Source organism: Clostridium sp. (assembly GCF_050717635.1).
Classification (GTDB): domain Bacteria; phylum Bacillota; class Clostridia; order Clostridiales; family Clostridiaceae; genus Clostridium_AD.
In genome coordinates, this window is sequence record NZ_JBOITO010000013.1 from 571,648 (window position 1) to 590,282 (window position 18,635).

Genomic DNA, 18,635 nt, shown 5'->3' on the forward strand with positions numbered 1-18,635 from the left:
GAGTGATGTATATAAAGAATAAAACTGTAAAAATGAACATAAATCTATTAGATTAAGTGGATTTTTGTGTATTTTTGCTGTCGCTCCCTATATGGGGGCGTGGATTGAAATTATGCTACTATCTTTTATATCTAATAAACTAGAAGTCGCTCCCTATATGGGGGCGTGGATTGAAATCTTAATAATGATTTTTAAAAATACCCTAAAAACAAGTCGCTCCCTATATGGGGGCGTGGATTGAAATTAACATTTCCATTTTCATTTTTTCATTTTCATTTGTCGCTCCCTATATGGGGGCGTGGATTGAAATTTGTAGAGTTTACCGGTGGTAAAAGTAAAAGAAAGTCGCTCCCTATATGGGGGCGTGGATTGAAATTTTATCTGTACTCGGATAATGTACTGTGGTAGCTATGTCGCTCCCTATATGGGGGCGTGGATTGAAATACAATATCATTATTGCCCATATCAATTATCGGAGGTCGCTCCCTATATGGGGGCGTGGATTGAAATTCTTTATTTATCCGTATGAGTTAATCAGCAGAATTGTCGCTCCCTATATGGGGGCGTGGATTGAAATTAATGGTAAAGCTATTGGTTATTATAGGCACTCTAGTCGCTCCCTATATGGGGGCGTGGATTGAAATTGATTCTATTGATATAAGATATACTGTTTTTGAAGTCGCTCCCTATATGGGGGCGTGGATTGAAATTAATACCGATTGCAGTTGGTCTTATATTTACAGTGTCGCTCCCTATATGGGGGCGTGGATTGAAATCCTTTGAAACTTAGTAGCAGTATTAACGATTTAAGGTCGCTCCCTATATGGGGGCGTGGATTGAAATTTCTTTTCTCACTGTGCCATCATTTGCATGGACAGTCGCTCCCTATATGGGGGCGTGGATTGAAATTGTTTATCTCGCCTGACGTTGCACTAATATAGCTTGTCGCTCCCTATATGGGGGCGTGGATTGAAATATTTTGACGCATTTGATGGAAAGTTTGATGGAAGTCGCTCCCTATATGGGGGCGTGGATTGAAATCAGAAAGAAGTCGCTAGAGAACACGCACAAGGTATGTCGCTCCCTATATGGGGGCGTGGATTGAAATCCTGTCTCTTTAACTCAATCAAATGCAAACCAAAGTCGCTCCCTATATGGGGGCGTGGATTGAAATATCAAAATGTTTAGGATTGAATAGCGTACTAGGTTGTCGCTCCCTATATGGGGGCGTGGATTGAAATTTCTGACATCTTACGCTTAACTCTCCTATCTTTAGTCGCTCCCTATATGGGGGCGTGGATTGAAATTATGTCCCATACTATTTTAAAAGTATCTATAAATGGTCGCTCCCTATATGGGGGCGTGGATTGAAATTTGATACCTTTGACAAGTGGGGTGGAGATTTTAAGTCGCTCCCTATATGGGGGCGTGGATTGAAATTTTTGTCATGCTCCTACCATCCTTTTTACAGATAGGTCGCTCCCTATATGGGGGCGTGGATTGAAATTTATACTCCTTTTGTACCTATCGTTACTGCTTCAACGTCGCTCCCTATATGGGGGCGTGGATTGAAATCTTCATATAATTTTATACCTTTTAAATATCTTTCGTCGCTCCCTATATGGGGGCGTGGATTGAAATTGTAAAGCTACAATAGTTTCGTTAAACATTTGTTCGTCGCTCCCTATATGGGGGCGTGGATTGAAATTCTATTTTTTTCTATTGCATGAATAAATAATTCTGTCGCTCCCTATATGGGGGCGTGGATTGAAATATATTAACGAGTTGAAAGATTAAACCAAGTACGCAAGTCGCTCCCTATATGGGGGCGTGGATTGAAATATTTAGTTCAAGTTCTTCGAGTTGTTCTAGCGTTAGTCGCTCCCTATATGGGGGCGTGGATTGAAATCGCTTTTTTATAGCTGCGTATGTGTAGAGTGCTTGTCGCTCCCTATATGGGGGCGTGGATTGAAATATTTTGTGGTTGTTGCCATTTTAGACATAACCACTGTCGCTCCCTATATGGGGGCGTGGATTGAAATTAAAAATTACCCATACTGTAAATTAAGGAGAAATTGTCGCTCCCTATATGGGGGCGTGGATTGAAATCTATGGGTATGACAATGGATAACAGAAGTCCTTATGTCGCTCCCTATATGGGGGCGTGGATTGAAATTCCATTAGCAGGAATATTCCACCCATAGGGCAATGTCGCTCCCTATATGGGGGCGTGGATTGAAATCATCTAATAAATTAGTAATGTTATTCATTTAAAATGTCGCTCCCTATATGGGGGCGTGGATTGAAATGGTTAGGCATAATGCAAAAATGAAGATTGCTGGTGTCGCTCCCTATATGGGGGCGTGGATTGAAATTTTTTTTATTTAATTATAACATATATATATGCAGTCGCTCCCTATATGGGGGCGTGGATTGAAATTATAATGGTAGATTCTGATGATGCAGACAAAAGGTCGCTCCCTATATGGGGGCGTGGATTGAAATTGTCAATATACTTATGTCTTGTTATGTGGTCCTGCGTCGCTCCCTATATGGGGGCGTGGATTGAAATGCTAATTGTTTACTTAAATCAGCACCTACTGTTAAAGTCGCTCCCTATATGGGGGCGTGGATTGAAATTTCATTACTTTATTTTCTGCTTTAGTTTTAAAATAGTCGCTCCCTATATGGGGGCGTGGATTGAAATACCCTGTTTTTTAAGCACATAAAATAATAGCCATGTCGCTCCCTATATGGGGGCGTGGATTGAAATCCTCCTTTGAATTACTTAACCTTTTTATAATGTTGTCGCTCCCTATATGGGGGCGTGGATTGAAATAGGTACATGGTAAAAATAATCGTTCTCCAAGTGGTCGCTCCCTATATGGGGGCGTGGATTGAAATTCGTATCTCTTTAATCGTTTGTACCATATCTGCCAGTCGCTCCCTATATGGGGGCGTGGATTGAAATTTAGAAAATAGATTAACGGTAGAAGATGATAACAAGTCGCTCCCTATATGGGGGCGTGGATTGAAATCGGTAGTGTTCACAACCTCTGCATTTATAATTTCAAGTCGCTCCCTATATGGGGGCGTGGATTGAAATTAAAGACTTCAAGTAAAATTCCACACAACTTTTGAGTCGCTCCCTATATGGGGGCGTGGATTGAAATTTCTATAGATACTTTTTTCCATGTATCTGTTATGTCGCTCCCTATATGGGGGCGTGGATTGAAATTTCAAAAATTAACGATACAATAACTTTATAAGTTGTCGCTCCCTATATGGGGGCGTGGATTGAAATCGTTAAATATAGGCTTTAAAGAGTTGTTCCATAAGGTCGCTCCCTATATGGGGGCGTGGATTGAAATCAAGATATAGAGTTATTTGAAAAAACTATACCATGTCGCTCCCTATATGGGGGCGTGGATTGAAATTCATCCTGGCTTGTAATAGCTGATCTGTATTTATAGTCGCTCCCTATATGGGGGCGTGGATTGAAATTTTTCTTTGTCTTTCCGCAGATGCAATAAGTTTGTCGTCGCTCCCTATATGGGGGCGTGGATTGAAATTTTGCTGTTATACAAGTTTATCAAAATTATCACCTGTCGCTCCCTATATGGGGGCGTGGATTGAAATTCTTTGTAATGCTCTATACTGTTCTTCGCTTATTTGTCGCTCCCTATATGGGGGCGTGGATTGAAATTGCCCACTGGCGAAGTGAACCATGTTTTGACTTGTCGCTCCCTATATGGGGGCGTGGATTGAAATCTCTTCATTAAATGCCATTGTATATAATTTCATAGTCGCTCCCTATATGGGGGCGTGGATTGAAATCTTGAATAAATAACCTGATATAAAAAAGAATATAGGGTCGCTCCCTATATGGGGGCGTGGATTGAAATTCTCGACATGATACGCTTCAAATCTGTTGTCGATGTCGCTCCCTATATGGGGGCGTGGATTGAAATGAACGTTACCATTTCATTCAATTTTACCATTGTAGTCGCTCCCTATATGGGGGCGTGGATTGAAATCATTTATCTTAGTAGCTCCACCGTTTTCTATTGCAGTCGCTCCCTATATGGGGGCGTGGATTGAAATTTATTTCATATTGTTTGGTTTGTTCAGCTCTTTTGGTCGCTCCCTATATGGGGGCGTGGATTGAAATAAAATGGTATTAAAATATCTCTGATGGTAATGGATGTCGCTCCCTATATGGGGGCGTGGATTGAAATCTTTGTTTTAAGGTACAATCATAAGCCCCTACCGTCGCTCCCTATATGGGGGCGTGGATTGAAATTACTTTGTTCATATTGAGTTGACCACTTACAATGTCGCTCCCTATATGGGGGCGTGGATTGAAATTTTCTACGGGATAAGAGTTTGAACGTCTCGGGGCTGTCGCTCCCTATATGGGGGCGTGGATTGAAATAAGAAGGGGGGATGTTAACCTTTTATGCTCATGCGGTCGATCCCTATATGGGGGCGTGGATTGAAATATTTTATCCATTGTATTATATTTTTTTAAAATTGGTCGCTCCCTATATGGGAGCGTGGATTGAAATCACCGGATAGAAGGTGAGTAGCAATTAGCAGCTAGTAAATAGCTTCCGCTTCGTTCTAACCAGTATATGGAAACTAAGCGGATAGCTATGTAAAGATGGAACATCTGATGCTAGTGCCACCTTAATTACTGCATAGCACCCTCATAGTAAAAGTGAAGACGCATTCACTGTCAGTAATGCTACACTTCGGGTTCAATCATATATAGTTATAATTTTCTTGCATTTAAATTCCAAACAAATAATTTCTTCTTGCTATAAATATTTATTTCACATCTAATATTACATTTTGGACTAGTTCACAGGCTTATCATTCATGTGATTTCATATATTGGGTTGCAGGTGCGACACCGTTATAGAAATTGGTAACGCAGTAGACAATTTCTGTTTACTAACTATGAGGGATATAAATTGGATTATCGTCAAGAGAAAGGTTAAGACCGACTAGCTTTTATATTAACTATTACCAAGAAGAAATTGAGTATTGATTTTTGATGTTTAAAAAACAATAAAAATTTATTACAATTAATTAAAGATATGTTATAATATATAATATATTTTATTAATTGTGGTTTAAGTATTTGAGACTATAGATGTACCAATGGAAAATTAAATATAAGATGCACAAAGAAGGAGGGAGAATCTTTTTGGAAAATAGAAAAAGGCTTAAAATATTTTTATGTATACTAATTGTTATATTTTTTTTATATCATTTTAGAGAACTAAACATAAATAAGTTAGTAAATTTTAGTTCTATTAGTTCCTCCGACTCATTAAAAGTGGTGATTTTAAAAAGGAATACATTTTTGGGTGAAATAGTTAAACAAAAAGAAATAACTAATAGACTAGAATGTATCAAATTTATCGATGATTTGAAAACTTATAAATTAAGAAGGGCTTTTATTAAAAAAGGGAGTGATGACGTTACTCAATATTTTATAGGCGTGAAAGTTAACGGCAATAATATTATTAATTTAACAGTTAAAGGTGATAATTACATTCACGTTAACAGAAGTATTTATACTGATTATAAAATATTAAAGACCACATATAATACAGATTTGCTAGAAAAGTTATTAAATTAAAAATAGAATGAGTCTGTTCTATTAATAGTACAAGGTATGCTGTAATATGGATATGTGCTAATTTTTTGTGATTGCACAGGTGTGCAATATGTTCATATCACACGTTTTTCTCACACTTAGTATATATAATCCGGAAATGTTTGCGAGACTGCCTATTTTAGTTAAGCAAGAAGAAACTGTTTGCAGTTTCTTCTTGGGTTAGGTCCAAAGGTTACTTCTTTAGACATTTCGTCACAGACCAGTTCAATTTTGTTTCACACTCTCCTAAGAAAGCAATTTCTTTTTCTGGACCTGCAATGAATCTTCTATCTACACTAAGCCCAACTATCTCGGTGTAAAACTTTATAATTTTATTCTTTTTTTACCTGAATTTGTACAACTCCACTTCATTCTATTCATTTATTATAATCGCATCATCCATTCAGCATATGGGAATTAAGCGGGTAGCTATGCGAAGATGGAACATATGATGCGAGTGCTACCTTAACTATAGTAAGGACTATAAGCGTTAGATAACGTATTAAATAACATATATGATTTAGAGTGAGTTTTAGAGGCTAAAAAATATATGTTATTAAATTCTCAAAATGAGGTGTTTATTATGAAAAATAAACTTGTTGCAGGTAATACTATACAGGAATGGACTTCAAGATTCCCATTAATAAATAATATAGTGAATTATGAAGAAGTATTTTGGGTAAATCCTAAATATAATATTTTTGATGAAGCATTAAAAAATATTAATTTAACAGAAGATGATGCGAAAGACGCTGAAGAAAGATTAAATCGTTTTTCCTCCTTTATAATGAAGCATTTCCCAGAAACAAAAGAAAAGAATGGCATAATAGAATCTCCTATAATAAGAATTCCCAATATGCAGGCAGCAATTTCAAAATTATTTGATCAACAAATACCAGGTGATCTAATTTTAAAAATGGATAGTCATCTTGCAGTCGCAGGTTCAATTAAAGCTAGAGGTGGAATATATGAAGTATTAAAACATACTGAGGACATTGCTTTGGAAAATAATTTAATAACACTAGTAGATGATTATTCAAAATTAGCACAGGATGAATACAGAACATTCTTCAATAAGTATACTATTCAAGTAGGTTCTACAGGAAACCTAGGATTAAGTATTGGTATAATGGGTGCGAAAATAGGGTATAAAGTAATAGTTCATATGTCTTCAGATGCAAAACAGTGGAAGAAAAATCTTTTAAGAAGTAAGGGTGTTACTGTTGTTGAATATGCTTCAGATTATAGTGAAGCAGTAAAAGAAGGTAGAAAATTATCTGATGAAGATCCAAGGAGTTATTTTGTAGATGACGAAAATTCCGAAAATTTATTTTTGGGTTATAGTGTTGCTGCAGCAAGACTTAAAAAACAATTAGAGGATATGAATATAGTAATTAATTCAGCTAACCCAATGTTTATATATCTACCATGCGGGGTTGGCGGTGGTCCTGGTGGAGTTGCTTTTGGATTGAAACTGATATTCAAAGATAATGTCCATTGCTTTTTTGCGGAACCAACTCATTCTCCATGTATGCTTTTAGGTATGATGACAGAAAAAAATGAAGAAGTATGTGTTCAAGATTTTGGAATCGATAATGTTACTGCAGCTGATGGATTAGCGGTCGGAAGAGCTTCTGGTTTTGTGGGAAACACTTTAAAAGAATTATTGAGTGGTATTTATACAGTTCAGGATGAAAAAATACACGCCCTATTATGTACTTTAGCTGATACTGAAAAAATTTATTTGGAACCTTCAGCTTGTGCTGGGTTTCCTGGAATTGTAGAGCTGTTTAAAAATGAAGCTAATTTAGAATACCTAAAGAAAAATAATTTAACTAATAAAATGTCAAATGCAGTACATATAATTTGGGCTACAGGTGGAAGCCTTGTACCAAAAGAATCTATGGATGAATATTATAGGCTAGGATTAGAAGCTTTAAAAAATTATAACGCTGTGATATAGTTGCTTAAATAACATTATGGAAGAAGGTTTTAAAATGTATATAAGTGAAAATACACTAGTTGTTCGGTATGCGGAAACGGATAAGATGAGTATAGTTTATCACTCTAACTATCTAGTGTACTTTGAAGTTGGCAGAACAGAATTTATAAAGAAAATTGGCATGAGTTATTCGGATATGGAGAAAATTGGAATAATGATGCCGGTGCTTGAAAGCAACTGTAAATATATTCAAGGGGCAAGATATGACGATAAATTAATAATTAAAACATGGATAGAAGAATTAACTCCAGTAAAGGTAATCTTTAATTATTTAGTTGTTAGGGAAAAAGATGGTATAGAAATTACTAAAGGGAGTACAAAACATGCCTTCGTTGATAATGATTTTAAGATAGTTAATTTGAAAAAAAAGCATCCCGATACATTCGAAAAGTTGAAATTATTGGTATAAAATTTCAGGTATTTTATTAGCTTTTTTTTACATGAATATTAAAAACCTAGGGGTATTTGAGAGGTGACTAATAAAAATAAGGATACCAAATGGTATCCTTATAGTGACTTTTGTTTTATACTTTTTATGTTATAGAATATTTTCTACAAACTGAATTTTTAATCCATTTGGATCTAATATGTAGAAAAATTTGGTGTGTGGATTAGGTTGAAATGGACCATCTTGAATATCTATACCTTCCGCCTTAACAAAAGCTATCATTTCGTCCACTGAATTTACCTCAAATCCAAGTGAAATGTCTTGCCCAAAGCTTACTTCCTTAGATATTTTATCACATACTAGTTCAATTTTTGTTTCACCCTCTCCCAAGAAAGCAATTTCTTTTTCTGGCCCTGCATTGAATCTTCTACCTGCACTAAGCCCAACTATATCGGTGTAAAACTTTAAACTTTCCTCTAAATTTTTAACTTTTAACGTGCTCCAACAAAATTTCATGATTTTATTCCTCCTTATAAATTATTTAGTTTAGTTAATTGCATAAACTTGTAGTCAAGTTAGGATTATAAAATATTATCAAAAGTTTAAGTTGTCATCTAATTTATAATACCTATAATGAAATTATATCAAATAACACAAAAGACACTTCCCTAAAATGCATAAGGAGATGCCTAAAGTATACAATAATAGTATATATAGTTTTACAACCATTGTCAATATTGATATAATTATTCCATTGCTTTGAGGCTACCTTATGGTATAATATGCATTACAATACACAGCAGACTCTACAGCCTTAACTTCTCTACCAATAATTGGTTGTAATGCTGCGCCCAGATATCGGGAGCATTGTCAGTTTGATTTTTACTGTTAATAGTATAGAATATAATAAGATATCAAGAATATTTTAATGAGGTGATACCATGAGGGAAGTTGGAGGAATAATTGCTGCTGCCAACAAATCTGTAGCTTATCCAATGAAAAAGGTTGGTTCAATTTCTTTAATTCAAAGAATAGTACTTACATATAAAAAAGCTGGTATATGGCCTATTGTGGTAATTACAGGTTTTGAAGAACCAGAAATAAAGTCAGATCTTGCACGAGAAGATGCTATTTTTATTATAAACAATGATTATGAGAATCCTCCACTTATCGATTCCTTCAAGATTGGACTTAAATATCTTCTAGGTAAATGTAACAGAGTTTTATTAACACCTGTAAATGTGCCTATGTTTAATTATAAGACAGTGATAAAAATGATTGAAACAAAGGGTGATATTGTTATTCCATCATATAATATGCATGGGGGGCATCCTTTACTTATCGATAGTTTACATATTCCTTATATTCTTTCCTATGATGGTGAGAATGGACTTAAGGGGGCTATTAATTCCTTGGGCGAAGATATAACTTGGCTCAATGTGAATGATAAAGGAGTTACATGCTCAATTAACGATGAGGATGAACTTCAAGGACTCATACCTTCGCACAATGATAGTTTGTTTCAGCCTGATTTAATTATAAATATAAGGAAAGAGAAGGTTTTTCTTGATTCTAGATTAAGACTTCTTCTTGAGCTTATAGATGACAATGAATCTGTTAATGGCGCTTGTAAAAGGATGTCTTTATCCTTAAGTAAAGCTTGGGATATGATTAATGAACTTGAAAAAAACCTTGGGTATGAAATAGTTTTAAGAAGACGAGGAGGCGCAAAAGAAGGGAGAACACGACTTAGCCATGAGGGTAGAGAATTTATGGAGAATTATGATAAGTTCTACAGTGCGGTAACCAAGTATACTTGGGAGCAATTTAAAAAGTATTTTGAAGACAAAACACCCAATGATAAATAGTATGATGTAAAAAATGTAAATCTTGTGATTTGCATTTTTTTATATTGCTGCACTAGCGGCGATGATTAGCTTCGCAGATAAAGATTTAATGATATTACAGAAGGAAATTCTCCTATTTATAGAAGTGCTTTTTCAAGTGTTTTTTAAGAAGTATTTGAAATTTGGAAAACGATATCATATAATTGAGCTAAGAAACACATGATAATGATAGCATATAATTTTATTATTCGAAATTAAGAAGCATCATTTTATAATCTTCGATCAAAAAGAGATTTAAGAAAAGAAGTCATGCAAATGCATTTGAAAACGTAGCAAATACGAGGAGGATATTATGAATAATATAGGAAATTCAGTTCGTAAAAAAGATCATTCAAAAAAGATATTAGGTGTGGCCGAGTATGTAGCAGATGCTTCTACAGATGGCATTCTTCACGGTAAGTTTTTGAGATCAACAGTAGCTCATGCTAAAATAAAGAACATTACAATTCCAGAATTACCGGATGGATACATGATAGTTAACAAGGATGATGTTCTTGGTGAAAACAAGGTTCATATAGTGTTAGAAGATATGCCAGTATTTGCTATAGATACTGTGAAATACATTGGAGACCCAATTCTCATGGTGGTAGGACCGGATGAAAAAATCACACAGGGAATTGTAGCAAAAATAGTTGTGGATTACGAGGAACTTCCTGTTGTACTAGATATGACTAAATCAGAAGTTGCTTTTTTTGAATACAATCATGGAAAAGGCGATGTGGATGGGTGCTTTGAAAATGCTGACAAAGTGTATGATGAAATTTTAAATACAGGTTATGGTGAACAATTGTATCTTGAAACTAATGGAATGATTGCAGATTATCATGATGGTAAAATTACAGTTAGGGGATCTATGCAATGTCCATATTATGTTCATGGGGCAGTGAAACTTGCAACGGGACTTGAAAGGGACAAGGTTCAGATTAAGGGAGATGTTACAGGTGGAGCTTTCGGTGGAAAGGAAGATTATCCATCAATACTTGCATGTCAGGTAGCTGTAGCAAGTATGAAAGCTAAAAAACCAGTAAGAGTTATATTTGATAGAAGAGAAGATATTACATCCACTAGCAAGAGACATCCGTCGACTGCAAGGTATAGGGCAGCTGTTAAAGATGGAAAAATTACAGCCATGGATATCGATATTATATATGATGCAGGTGCATATTCAACACTTTCAGCAGTAGTACTTCAGCGTGGAACAATCTGTGCTACTGGAGTTTACAATATAGAAAATCTAAGAGTTCACGGCAGCGCTAACAAAACAAACACAGTTCCTAAAGGAGCTTACAGAGGATTTGGAGCACCACAGGTATTCTTTGACATGGATCTTTTTATGAGTCACGTAGCAAAAGGTGAAGGAAGAAATAGTTTAGAATTTAAACAAGAACATATTGCAAAGCAAGGAGATAATACCTCAACTAATGGAAAGTTTCACTTCCACGTTCCACTTAATGAGATGATTAAAGAAGTGGATACTCTTTGTGATTACAAGATGAAAAAAGAGCTTTATGACAAACCACAAACTGGAAGATTACGACGTGGAATAGGTATGCAACTTGCATTCCATGGAGCAGGATTCACAGGCTCAGGAGAAAGAGACTTAATAAAAGCAGTACTAAAAGTTAAAAAATATAAAGACGGTACTGTGGAAATACTTACTTCAAATACCGATATGGGTCAAGGGCTACACACAACTTTTTCAAAAATAGCAGGTAAGGAGCTGGGAATTCCATATGAACAAATAATAGTACGTGACCCAGATACTGATAAAGTTCCAGACTCTGGCCCAACTGTTGCATCGAGATCACTTATGATAGTTGGAGAGCTTATCCGTCGTGCCACAGTTCGCCTTAAGGATGAATGGAAGGATGGAGAAGAGCAAATCATTGAGGAGCGCTACAAGCAACCAGAGTATATTATACCATTCTCACTTGATAAATTCCATGGAGATGCTTATCCAACCTATGCTTGGTCAGTTCAGGCTGTAGAGCTTGAAATTGATATGTTAACAGGACAGCACAATGTTATAGGGGCATATGGGTCTTTTGATGTAGGAACTCCTATTGACATGAATATTGTAGTAGGTCAAATGGAGGGTGGAATGCTTCAGGGCATTGGTTATTCATCCATGGAATTTATGGATCATGATAATAAAGGCCTTATTAGAAATAACAGCTTGAGTGATTATATCATACCAACTGCTATGGATGTTCCAGTTATTAAGGTTCAGATGCACGTTAATGAGTATGCATATGGACCTTATGGAGCTAAGTGTGCAGGAGAACTTCCAAATGTAGGAACCGCTGCAGCATATATAGAGGCTGTAGAACAGATTTTAGGTAAGAAGGTTCAGCATATTCCATTTACAGTAGAAGATACACTAAGAGCAATATCCTCAAAAGAGGACTAGATATAAGTAATTACATGTGGAAAACCATATTAAAATAGAGAGGAAGGTATACTTATGAAATATATTGAGTTCAAACTTAATGGTGAAAATGTTCAATATGAGGGTAGTGCATCAGACAGGCTCTTAGATATACTCAGAGAAACCTATAAACTTACTGGAGTAAAGTGTGGTTGCAAGGAGGGTGAATGTGGAGCTTGCTCTGTTATCATCGATGGAAGACTTGCTAATTCATGTATGATAGCAATGGGAAGTATTCATGGAAGTGATGTTATGACCATAGAGGGCTTTAGTAATACTGAAAGGTTTAAGGTTATTGATAAAGCTTACGGCGATGTTTCAGCAGTACAATGTGGATTTTGTATACCAGGGATGGTACTTGCAACAGAGTGCATACTCGCAGTGACTCCACATCCAACGGAAGAAGATATAAGACGTGGAATATCCGGAAATTTATGCCGTTGCACAGGATACAATTCAATAGTTAAAGCTATAGGAATCGCAGCAAAAGAAGGTGAAGGATTATGGTAAAATTAAATAATGGATACGTGCCAGCAACATTAGACGAGGCACTTTTAGTAATGAGAGATGAAAAGGTTAAGCCTTACAGTGGAGGAACTGACCTTATGCTTGAAGTGGAGGAAGGTGAAAGCTATCTGTTTTTGAATAAGATATCTGAGCTTAAGATAATAAGGGAAGATTCTAATTATATAAGAATTGGGGCACAGTGTACTTTTACTGAAATAGAGGAATCAGAAGCTTCCCCTCAAATTTTAAAGGAAGCAATGTCACAGCTTGCAGGCCCGGCTGTAAGAAATTTCGGAACTATTGGTGGGAATATAGGGAATGGATCTGCAAAGGCTGATTCAGCTTTGGTATTATTCGTTACGGACTCACTAATTAGACTAAAAAGTGCTAGTTCTGATAGAACAATATATATTAAAGATTTTTATAAACAAAGAAAACAGCTTGACTTAAGAGAAGGGGAACTCATAGTTGAAGTTTTAATTCCTAAAAAATATCTTGAAAATTATTATTATAAGAAAATAGGAGCTAGAAAGGCACTAGCAATTACTAGAGTGGGATTTGCAGCACTTTTGCATGAGGAACATGGAGTGATTACTCATGTAGCAACTGCATTTGGGGCAATAGAACCTACCATAGTTAGACATCCAGAAATTGATGAGATTTTTATAGGAAAAACTATTAGTGAAGCTAAGGGTTTAAAAGATAAATACCTAGATTTATACGATAATGCAATAAATCCAAGCACTGGAAGAGTTTCAAAAGAATATAGGAAAACTGTATGTATTAATCTATTAAAAGATTTTTTAAGTGAAAATGGTATCTAATTAATGTGTAAAGTTGTAAAATAAAGATAACAATTAAGTATTATTTTATATATATTAGAAACATGTTCTAATAGTATATACCAGATTGCTGTAAATCATCTGACTACAAGAATAATTTGAAGCTATGCTAAATCTAGCTATAATTATTCTATAGTCATTTAACCTAGCAATCTGTTTTTTTATGCATTTTTAAAAGTCAGCTTTAGAGGCTAAAAATATTATTATTAAATTCTCAAAATTAGGTGTTTATCATGAAAAATAAATTTGTTGTAGGTGGCCTTCTGGCGTTGCTTTTGGGTTGAAATTGATATTCAAAGATAATGTCCATTGCTTTTTTGTTTAGATATTATACAATTATGGTAGAATATAGCTAGCAACTAAAAGGAGAATTTTATGAGTCCATTTATAATTTCATTAGATAAATTTTTAAGAATAGACAAGTTAAGTTTTATAGAACATTTAACAAACTACATAGTAAGCTACGAATTACCTTTAGGAGAACTACAAATTAGTGCATGGGAAGATTGTTATTATTTTCTGCAGGAGCAATTATTTAAATTACAAGGCGAGTTTAATGATGCCTACATGATATTTGAATATATGCTACCCCTTGAAAAATATAGAAGACCAGATGTTATTTTGTTATTTAAAGAGAAGGTTATTATTTTAGAGTTTAAACAAAAGGATAAAGTTGAACTTAAAGATATTGAACAAGCTATTGGATATAGAGAGGATATAAAGCATTTTCATTATGCTACTAGTAAATATGATATGGAGGTAGAAACATTCCTTGTTGTTACTAAATTACAGCATGAAACAAAAGTACACAGAGGTGTAAAAGTATTAAATAGTAAAAACTTCATTGAAGAGGTTTTTGATGAAGATTATGATTATTTAGATGAAGCGCAGGTAAATGAGTGGGTTAATTCTAAATATGAACCTATTCCAAGTATTATTGAAGCTACTAATCAGTTATTTTTCCATGGTGAATTACCTTATATTAAAAATATAGCACAAGGTGATATTGATGTTACTGTTAAAAAGGTAGCTAAATTAATTGGTGAAAATGAAAAGACAGATAAAAAGAAAAGAATTATTTTTGTTAGTGGTGTGCCAGGCTCAGGAAAGACTTTAGTTGCATTGCAAACATTATATGATTATAACAAAAAGAAGTTTGAAAAGGAAAATGTGCCTTTTGGAGCTGTGTATTTATCAGGGAATGGTCCTCTTGTTAGCGTTTTAAAAGAACAATTATCAACGGGTGATTTAAATGTGTTAGAAGGGAAAGCCTATATTAAAGGAATGCTTGAATATAAAAAGGAATATCTTAATAACTCTAAGGTCCCAGATAATACTGTTTTATTATTTGATGAAGCTCAAAGGGCTTGGGATAAAAAGCAGATGAAAAAGAATTTATCAGAACCAGAGGGGCTACTTCAAATTGGTGAGAAGATTTATAAAGATAAAGGGTATGTAACTATAGTTTGCTTCATAGGAGATGGCCAATCTATTTATAAAGGTGAAGAAAAGGGGTTAGTCCTATGGGAAGAAGCTCTTAAAGAATATAATGATTGGGAGGTCTATATACCATCCAAATATGAAGAGGAATTCAATTTTTTAATTAGGGACAATATCGATAATGATTTATTTCTTGACACATCAATAAGGAGTAATTTTATTGATACCTCTAAATGGATTGAATCCTTGTTAAAGCTTGAAACAAAAGAGTGCAAAGAATATTTAAAAGATATGCAAGAGAAAGGCTTAATTTTAAGACTTACAAGAGAGATGCAAAAGGCCAAAGAATTTGCAGAAAGTTTTGCTATAGAATATCCAAAAAGTAAATATGGATTACTTATATCTTCAAAGTGTAGAAGAACTGAGAAAAACATTACGATACTAACTAATGGCTATTTCAAAGGCAGTTATATAAAACAGACTGATGCCGGTAAATGGTTTATGCAAGATTCTACAAAGTTAAGCCTTGCAGCATCAGAATTCTTATGCCAAGGGCTTGAAATTGATTTGCCAATAGTTATTTTTGGTGGAGATTACTACATTAAGAATAATGAATGGTATTTAACAAAGGCAATGGAAAACGATAATAAGGGCATCTATGAAGATTATAATAAAATTATAGAAAACACATATAGAGTTTTACTATCTAGAGCTAGAAAAGGAATGATTTTATTTATTCCGAGTAGTAATGGATTTAACGAAACCTATGAGTATTTTAAAGAATTAGGTATAGACGAAATATAGGGGGATTATGAGTGTACAAATTTGAAAAAGCAGATCATGCATTATGGGTTGCTGCGCTATTAATAACTTATGATGAATATATGAGTAAATTAAAATTTAAAGAAATAGTGGAGGATGATCTATATTTTAAGCAAGCTAAAATTTTAAAGAAAGCTAATGAAATGTGTACTAAAAAAATTGAAGCTGCTAGAATATCATTTCACTCAGATGCAGAAAATGATAAGTCGTCACATAAATATTTTATAAAAAGAAAACCTGGTTCATATGTAAGGCTAGTATATAAAGGGGAAATACATGGCGTTAAAGAAAGGCCGGATGAATTAAAAACAGATTTCTTATTCAATACTTTTAATGGAGAAAAAACAATAGATGAATTAATAGATTTTATAGATAATGAGTACACACTTTTCATGAAAAATGTGATAGAAGCTCAGGCCTTGAAGAAAGAAGATTATGTGGGGATACTTGAGTTTATAAGAGATCATTCAGGAGAGAGTTATACTAGCTTAGACAAAATACAAGATAATAAAGAAATAGAAAGATGCACAAAACTAAAGTCTGATGCACAAGAGGCCGTAAAGAAATTTAAGATTATAGGAGATACATTTTCAAAGTACAATCTTACTTATGATGGCAATGCATCAACTTGGTTAGATGGTAGTAATACAAAGGTTAGGAGCTATTTTTGGATTGAACTTAAAAAGAAAGATAAGACTAAGCTATCTACTAGTATTTCATTAGTTGCTGAATTTCAAGATGAACTTAAATTCATAGTTCATCTTGAAATTAGAGATAACAAAAGTGAAGAAAAAGATTATGGAAGACATTTTAGATACTTAGACATATTAGATGTAGATAACACTAATTTTGAGTATTTCGGTTCTAGAAATAATACTTTAGAATTAGGTGAATTAAGCAAAGATAATAAGAAAAAATGGGTTAAAGATGTAAAAAGTAGAAAAGAAACTAAGGTTACAATAGGAAAGACTTTGAAGTATGATGCTTTAAAAGATATGAGTGCTGAGGAAATAGGAAACTTCTTTGAAAACAGTGTTAAAGAGCTTGAAAAGTATTATGATATTGCAGTAGGAGATGATGAGGACGTTATGGTTAATTCAATAGATAATTCTAAAGTGTTAAGTAAGAATCAAATATTATATGGACCTCCTGGAACAGGTAAAACTTATAATGCTATTTATAGAGCATTAGAGATTATAGATAAGGTAAAGTATAGTGATTTAATATTGAATCCACTTAAAAGAGATGAAGCTGTAAAGGTATTTAATCAGTTATTAGATGATGGACAGATATCCTTTTGCACATTTCATCAATCTTATGGGTATGAGGATTTTGTTGAAGGGTTACGTAGTAATGAAGCAGGAAATGGCTTTGTACCAAAGGATGGTATATTTAAACAAATTTGTGACAGAGCTTTAAATAAGTACAAAGTTCGTAGATCTAAATATGATTTTGATGAAAACAAAATTGATTTCTTTAAAATGTCTTTAGGTGAGAAAGGAACTGATGATATTTATAGATATTGCATAGATAATAGTTGTGTTGCTCTTGGGTGGGGTAGTGATATAGACTATAAAAATTGCGAATCTATAGAGGAAATTAAAGATATATATTTAAGCACTTATCCGGATGCTGAGATTAATAAATTTGAACTTGAAGCTGTAAAAAGATTTAAAGTGTGGATGAAAAAAGATGATATTGTAGTTATATCAGATGGAAATAAAATGGCTAAAGCAATTGGAAGAATTACTGGAGACTATAGATATGAAGATCAGAGTGAAATATCCTATAAGCATTTTAGAGATGTAGAATGGCTATATGTTGGAGATTCTATTGATGTTAATAAGATACTTTTGGGAAAGCAATTTTCACAACAAAGCATCTATATGTTTTATAAGGTTGACTTAAATATGGATGGAATAAGAAGTTTAATAAGTAGCGATTCAGTTGAAATACCAAAAAATAATAACTATGTACTTATTATTGATGAAATTAATAGAGGAAATATTTCTAAGATATTTGGTGAACTTATAACTTTAATTGAAGAGGATAAGAGACTTGGTGAAAAAAATACATTAAAGGTTACATTACCATATTCTAATGAAAAATTTGGAGTTCCAAATAATCTTTATATAGTAGGAACTATGAACACCGCAGATAGATCCATAGCTTTATTAGATACTGCTTTAAGAAGAAGATTTGAATTCTTTGAATATATGCCAAATGAATCTGTATTACCTGAAGATGTTGATGGTATTAATCTTAGAGAGTTCTTGAAAACAATAAATGCTAGAATTGAGTATTTATTTGATAGAGAGCATACTATAGGCCATGCTTATTTTATAAAGGAAAATCTTCATTTTGATAAATTAGTTTCAATAATGAAGAATGCAGTAATTCCTTTAATTCAAGAGTACTTCTATGGAGATTGGGAAAAAACTATGCTTGTTCTTGGTGGAGTGGGAAATGTTGATAATACTAATTACTTTATCTCAAGAGAAAAAATTGATGTTAAAAAGTTATTTAGTGGTATGAAAGTAGAGAGTTATCAAGAGCAATATAGTTATTCAATAGTTAAAAATCCAAGTAAAGAAGCCTTTTTAAACATATATGAAGATAATGAGGAATAGT

At 33.9% G+C, this 18,635-nt stretch carries 10 protein-coding genes, 1 CRISPR repeat array and 1 riboswitch; of the genes, 9 read left to right on the forward strand and 1 reads right to left on the reverse strand.

From position 1 onward, the window contains the following. The first annotated feature begins 79 nt into the window (after window positions 1-79). A CRISPR array of direct repeats spans window positions 80-4,568; the repeat unit is 32 nt; unit sequence GTCGCTCCCTATATGGGGGCGTGGATTGAAAT. Between the two features lie 644 nt (window positions 4,569-5,212). The 3 genes from ACREWB_RS08620 to ACREWB_RS08630 all read left to right on the forward strand — a co-directional run bounded on the left by ACREWB_RS08620 (window position 5,213) and on the right by ACREWB_RS08630 (window position 8,079). Beyond that, window positions 5,213-5,650: a hypothetical protein gene (locus tag ACREWB_RS08620; protein ID WP_431547049.1), complete on the forward strand. Its 438-nt coding sequence runs from the start codon at window positions 5,213-5,215 to the stop codon at window positions 5,648-5,650. Window positions 5,651-6,251: 601 nt separating this feature from the next. Continuing rightward, window positions 6,252-7,631 (forward strand): D-serine ammonia-lyase, encoded by a 1,380-nt coding sequence (dsdA, locus tag ACREWB_RS08625; RefSeq protein WP_431547050.1) that lies wholly within the window; start codon window positions 6,252-6,254, stop codon window positions 7,629-7,631. Window positions 7,632-7,665: 34 nt separating this feature from the next. Further along, the gene (locus ACREWB_RS08630) at window positions 7,666-8,079 is read left to right on the forward strand and encodes an acyl-CoA thioesterase (RefSeq protein WP_431547167.1); all 414 of its coding nucleotides are present in this window, start codon (window positions 7,666-7,668) and stop codon (window positions 8,077-8,079) included. A gap of 129 nt (window positions 8,080-8,208) precedes the next feature. Here ACREWB_RS08630 and ACREWB_RS08635 read toward each other — a convergent pair whose 3' ends face one another. Continuing rightward, window positions 8,209-8,574, reverse strand: coding sequence for a VOC family protein (locus ACREWB_RS08635; RefSeq protein ID WP_431547051.1), 366 nt, complete (start codon window positions 8,572-8,574; stop codon window positions 8,209-8,211). Window positions 8,575-8,999: 425 nt separating this feature from the next. Here ACREWB_RS08635 and ACREWB_RS08640 point away from each other — a divergent pair, with 425 nt between their 5' ends. The 6 genes from ACREWB_RS08640 (at window position 9,000) to ACREWB_RS08665 (ending at window position 18,634) form a co-directional block, all read left to right on the forward strand. Then, window positions 9,000-9,926 (forward strand): NTP transferase domain-containing protein, encoded by a 927-nt coding sequence (locus ACREWB_RS08640; protein WP_431547052.1) that lies wholly within the window; start codon window positions 9,000-9,002, stop codon window positions 9,924-9,926. Between the two features lie 331 nt (window positions 9,927-10,257). Continuing rightward, on the forward strand, window positions 10,258-12,375 hold the full coding sequence (locus ACREWB_RS08645; protein ID WP_431547053.1) for a xanthine dehydrogenase family protein molybdopterin-binding subunit: 2,118 nt from the start codon (window positions 10,258-10,260) through the stop codon (window positions 12,373-12,375). 54 nt (window positions 12,376-12,429) lie between these two features. Further along, complete coding sequence (locus ACREWB_RS08650) at window positions 12,430-12,903, forward strand: (2Fe-2S)-binding protein (protein ID WP_431547054.1); 474 nt, start codon at window positions 12,430-12,432, stop codon at window positions 12,901-12,903. Next, window positions 12,897-13,724 (forward strand): FAD binding domain-containing protein, encoded by an 828-nt coding sequence (locus ACREWB_RS08655; RefSeq protein ID WP_431547055.1) that lies wholly within the window; start codon window positions 12,897-12,899, stop codon window positions 13,722-13,724. Before ACREWB_RS08650 ends, ACREWB_RS08655 begins: the two co-directional genes overlap by 7 nt. Before the next feature lie 25 nt (window positions 13,725-13,749). Further along, window positions 13,750-13,850, forward strand: a riboswitch (purine riboswitch). A gap of 267 nt (window positions 13,851-14,117) precedes the next feature. Further along, entirely contained in the window at window positions 14,118-15,986 is a 1,869-nt protein-coding gene (locus ACREWB_RS08660) for a DNA/RNA helicase domain-containing protein (RefSeq protein ID WP_431547056.1), read from the forward strand. Window positions 15,987-15,997: 11 nt separating this feature from the next. After that, on the forward strand, window positions 15,998-18,634 hold the full coding sequence (locus ACREWB_RS08665; protein ID WP_431547057.1) for a DUF8426 domain-containing protein: 2,637 nt from the start codon (window positions 15,998-16,000) through the stop codon (window positions 18,632-18,634). Window position 18,635 lies beyond the last annotated feature (1 nt).

Coding starts and splice junctions, on each gene's coding strand:
- ACREWB_RS08655 (WP_431547055.1), top strand. CDS start 12,897: ATGGTAAAATTAAATAATGGATACGTGCCAGCAACATTAGACGAGGCA.
- ACREWB_RS08660 (WP_431547056.1), top strand. CDS start 14,118: ATGAGTCCATTTATAATTTCATTAGATAAATTTTTAAGAATAGACAAG.
- dsdA (WP_431547050.1), top strand. CDS start 6,252: ATGAAAAATAAACTTGTTGCAGGTAATACTATACAGGAATGGACTTCA.
- ACREWB_RS08645 (WP_431547053.1), top strand. CDS start 10,258: ATGAATAATATAGGAAATTCAGTTCGTAAAAAAGATCATTCAAAAAAG.
- ACREWB_RS08635 (WP_431547051.1), bottom strand. CDS start 8,574: ATGAAATTTTGTTGGAGCACGTTAAAAGTTAAAAATTTAGAGGAAAGT.
- ACREWB_RS08650 (WP_431547054.1), top strand. CDS start 12,430: ATGAAATATATTGAGTTCAAACTTAATGGTGAAAATGTTCAATATGAG.
- ACREWB_RS08640 (WP_431547052.1), top strand. CDS start 9,000: ATGAGGGAAGTTGGAGGAATAATTGCTGCTGCCAACAAATCTGTAGCT.
- ACREWB_RS08630 (WP_431547167.1), top strand. CDS start 7,666: ATGTATATAAGTGAAAATACACTAGTTGTTCGGTATGCGGAAACGGAT.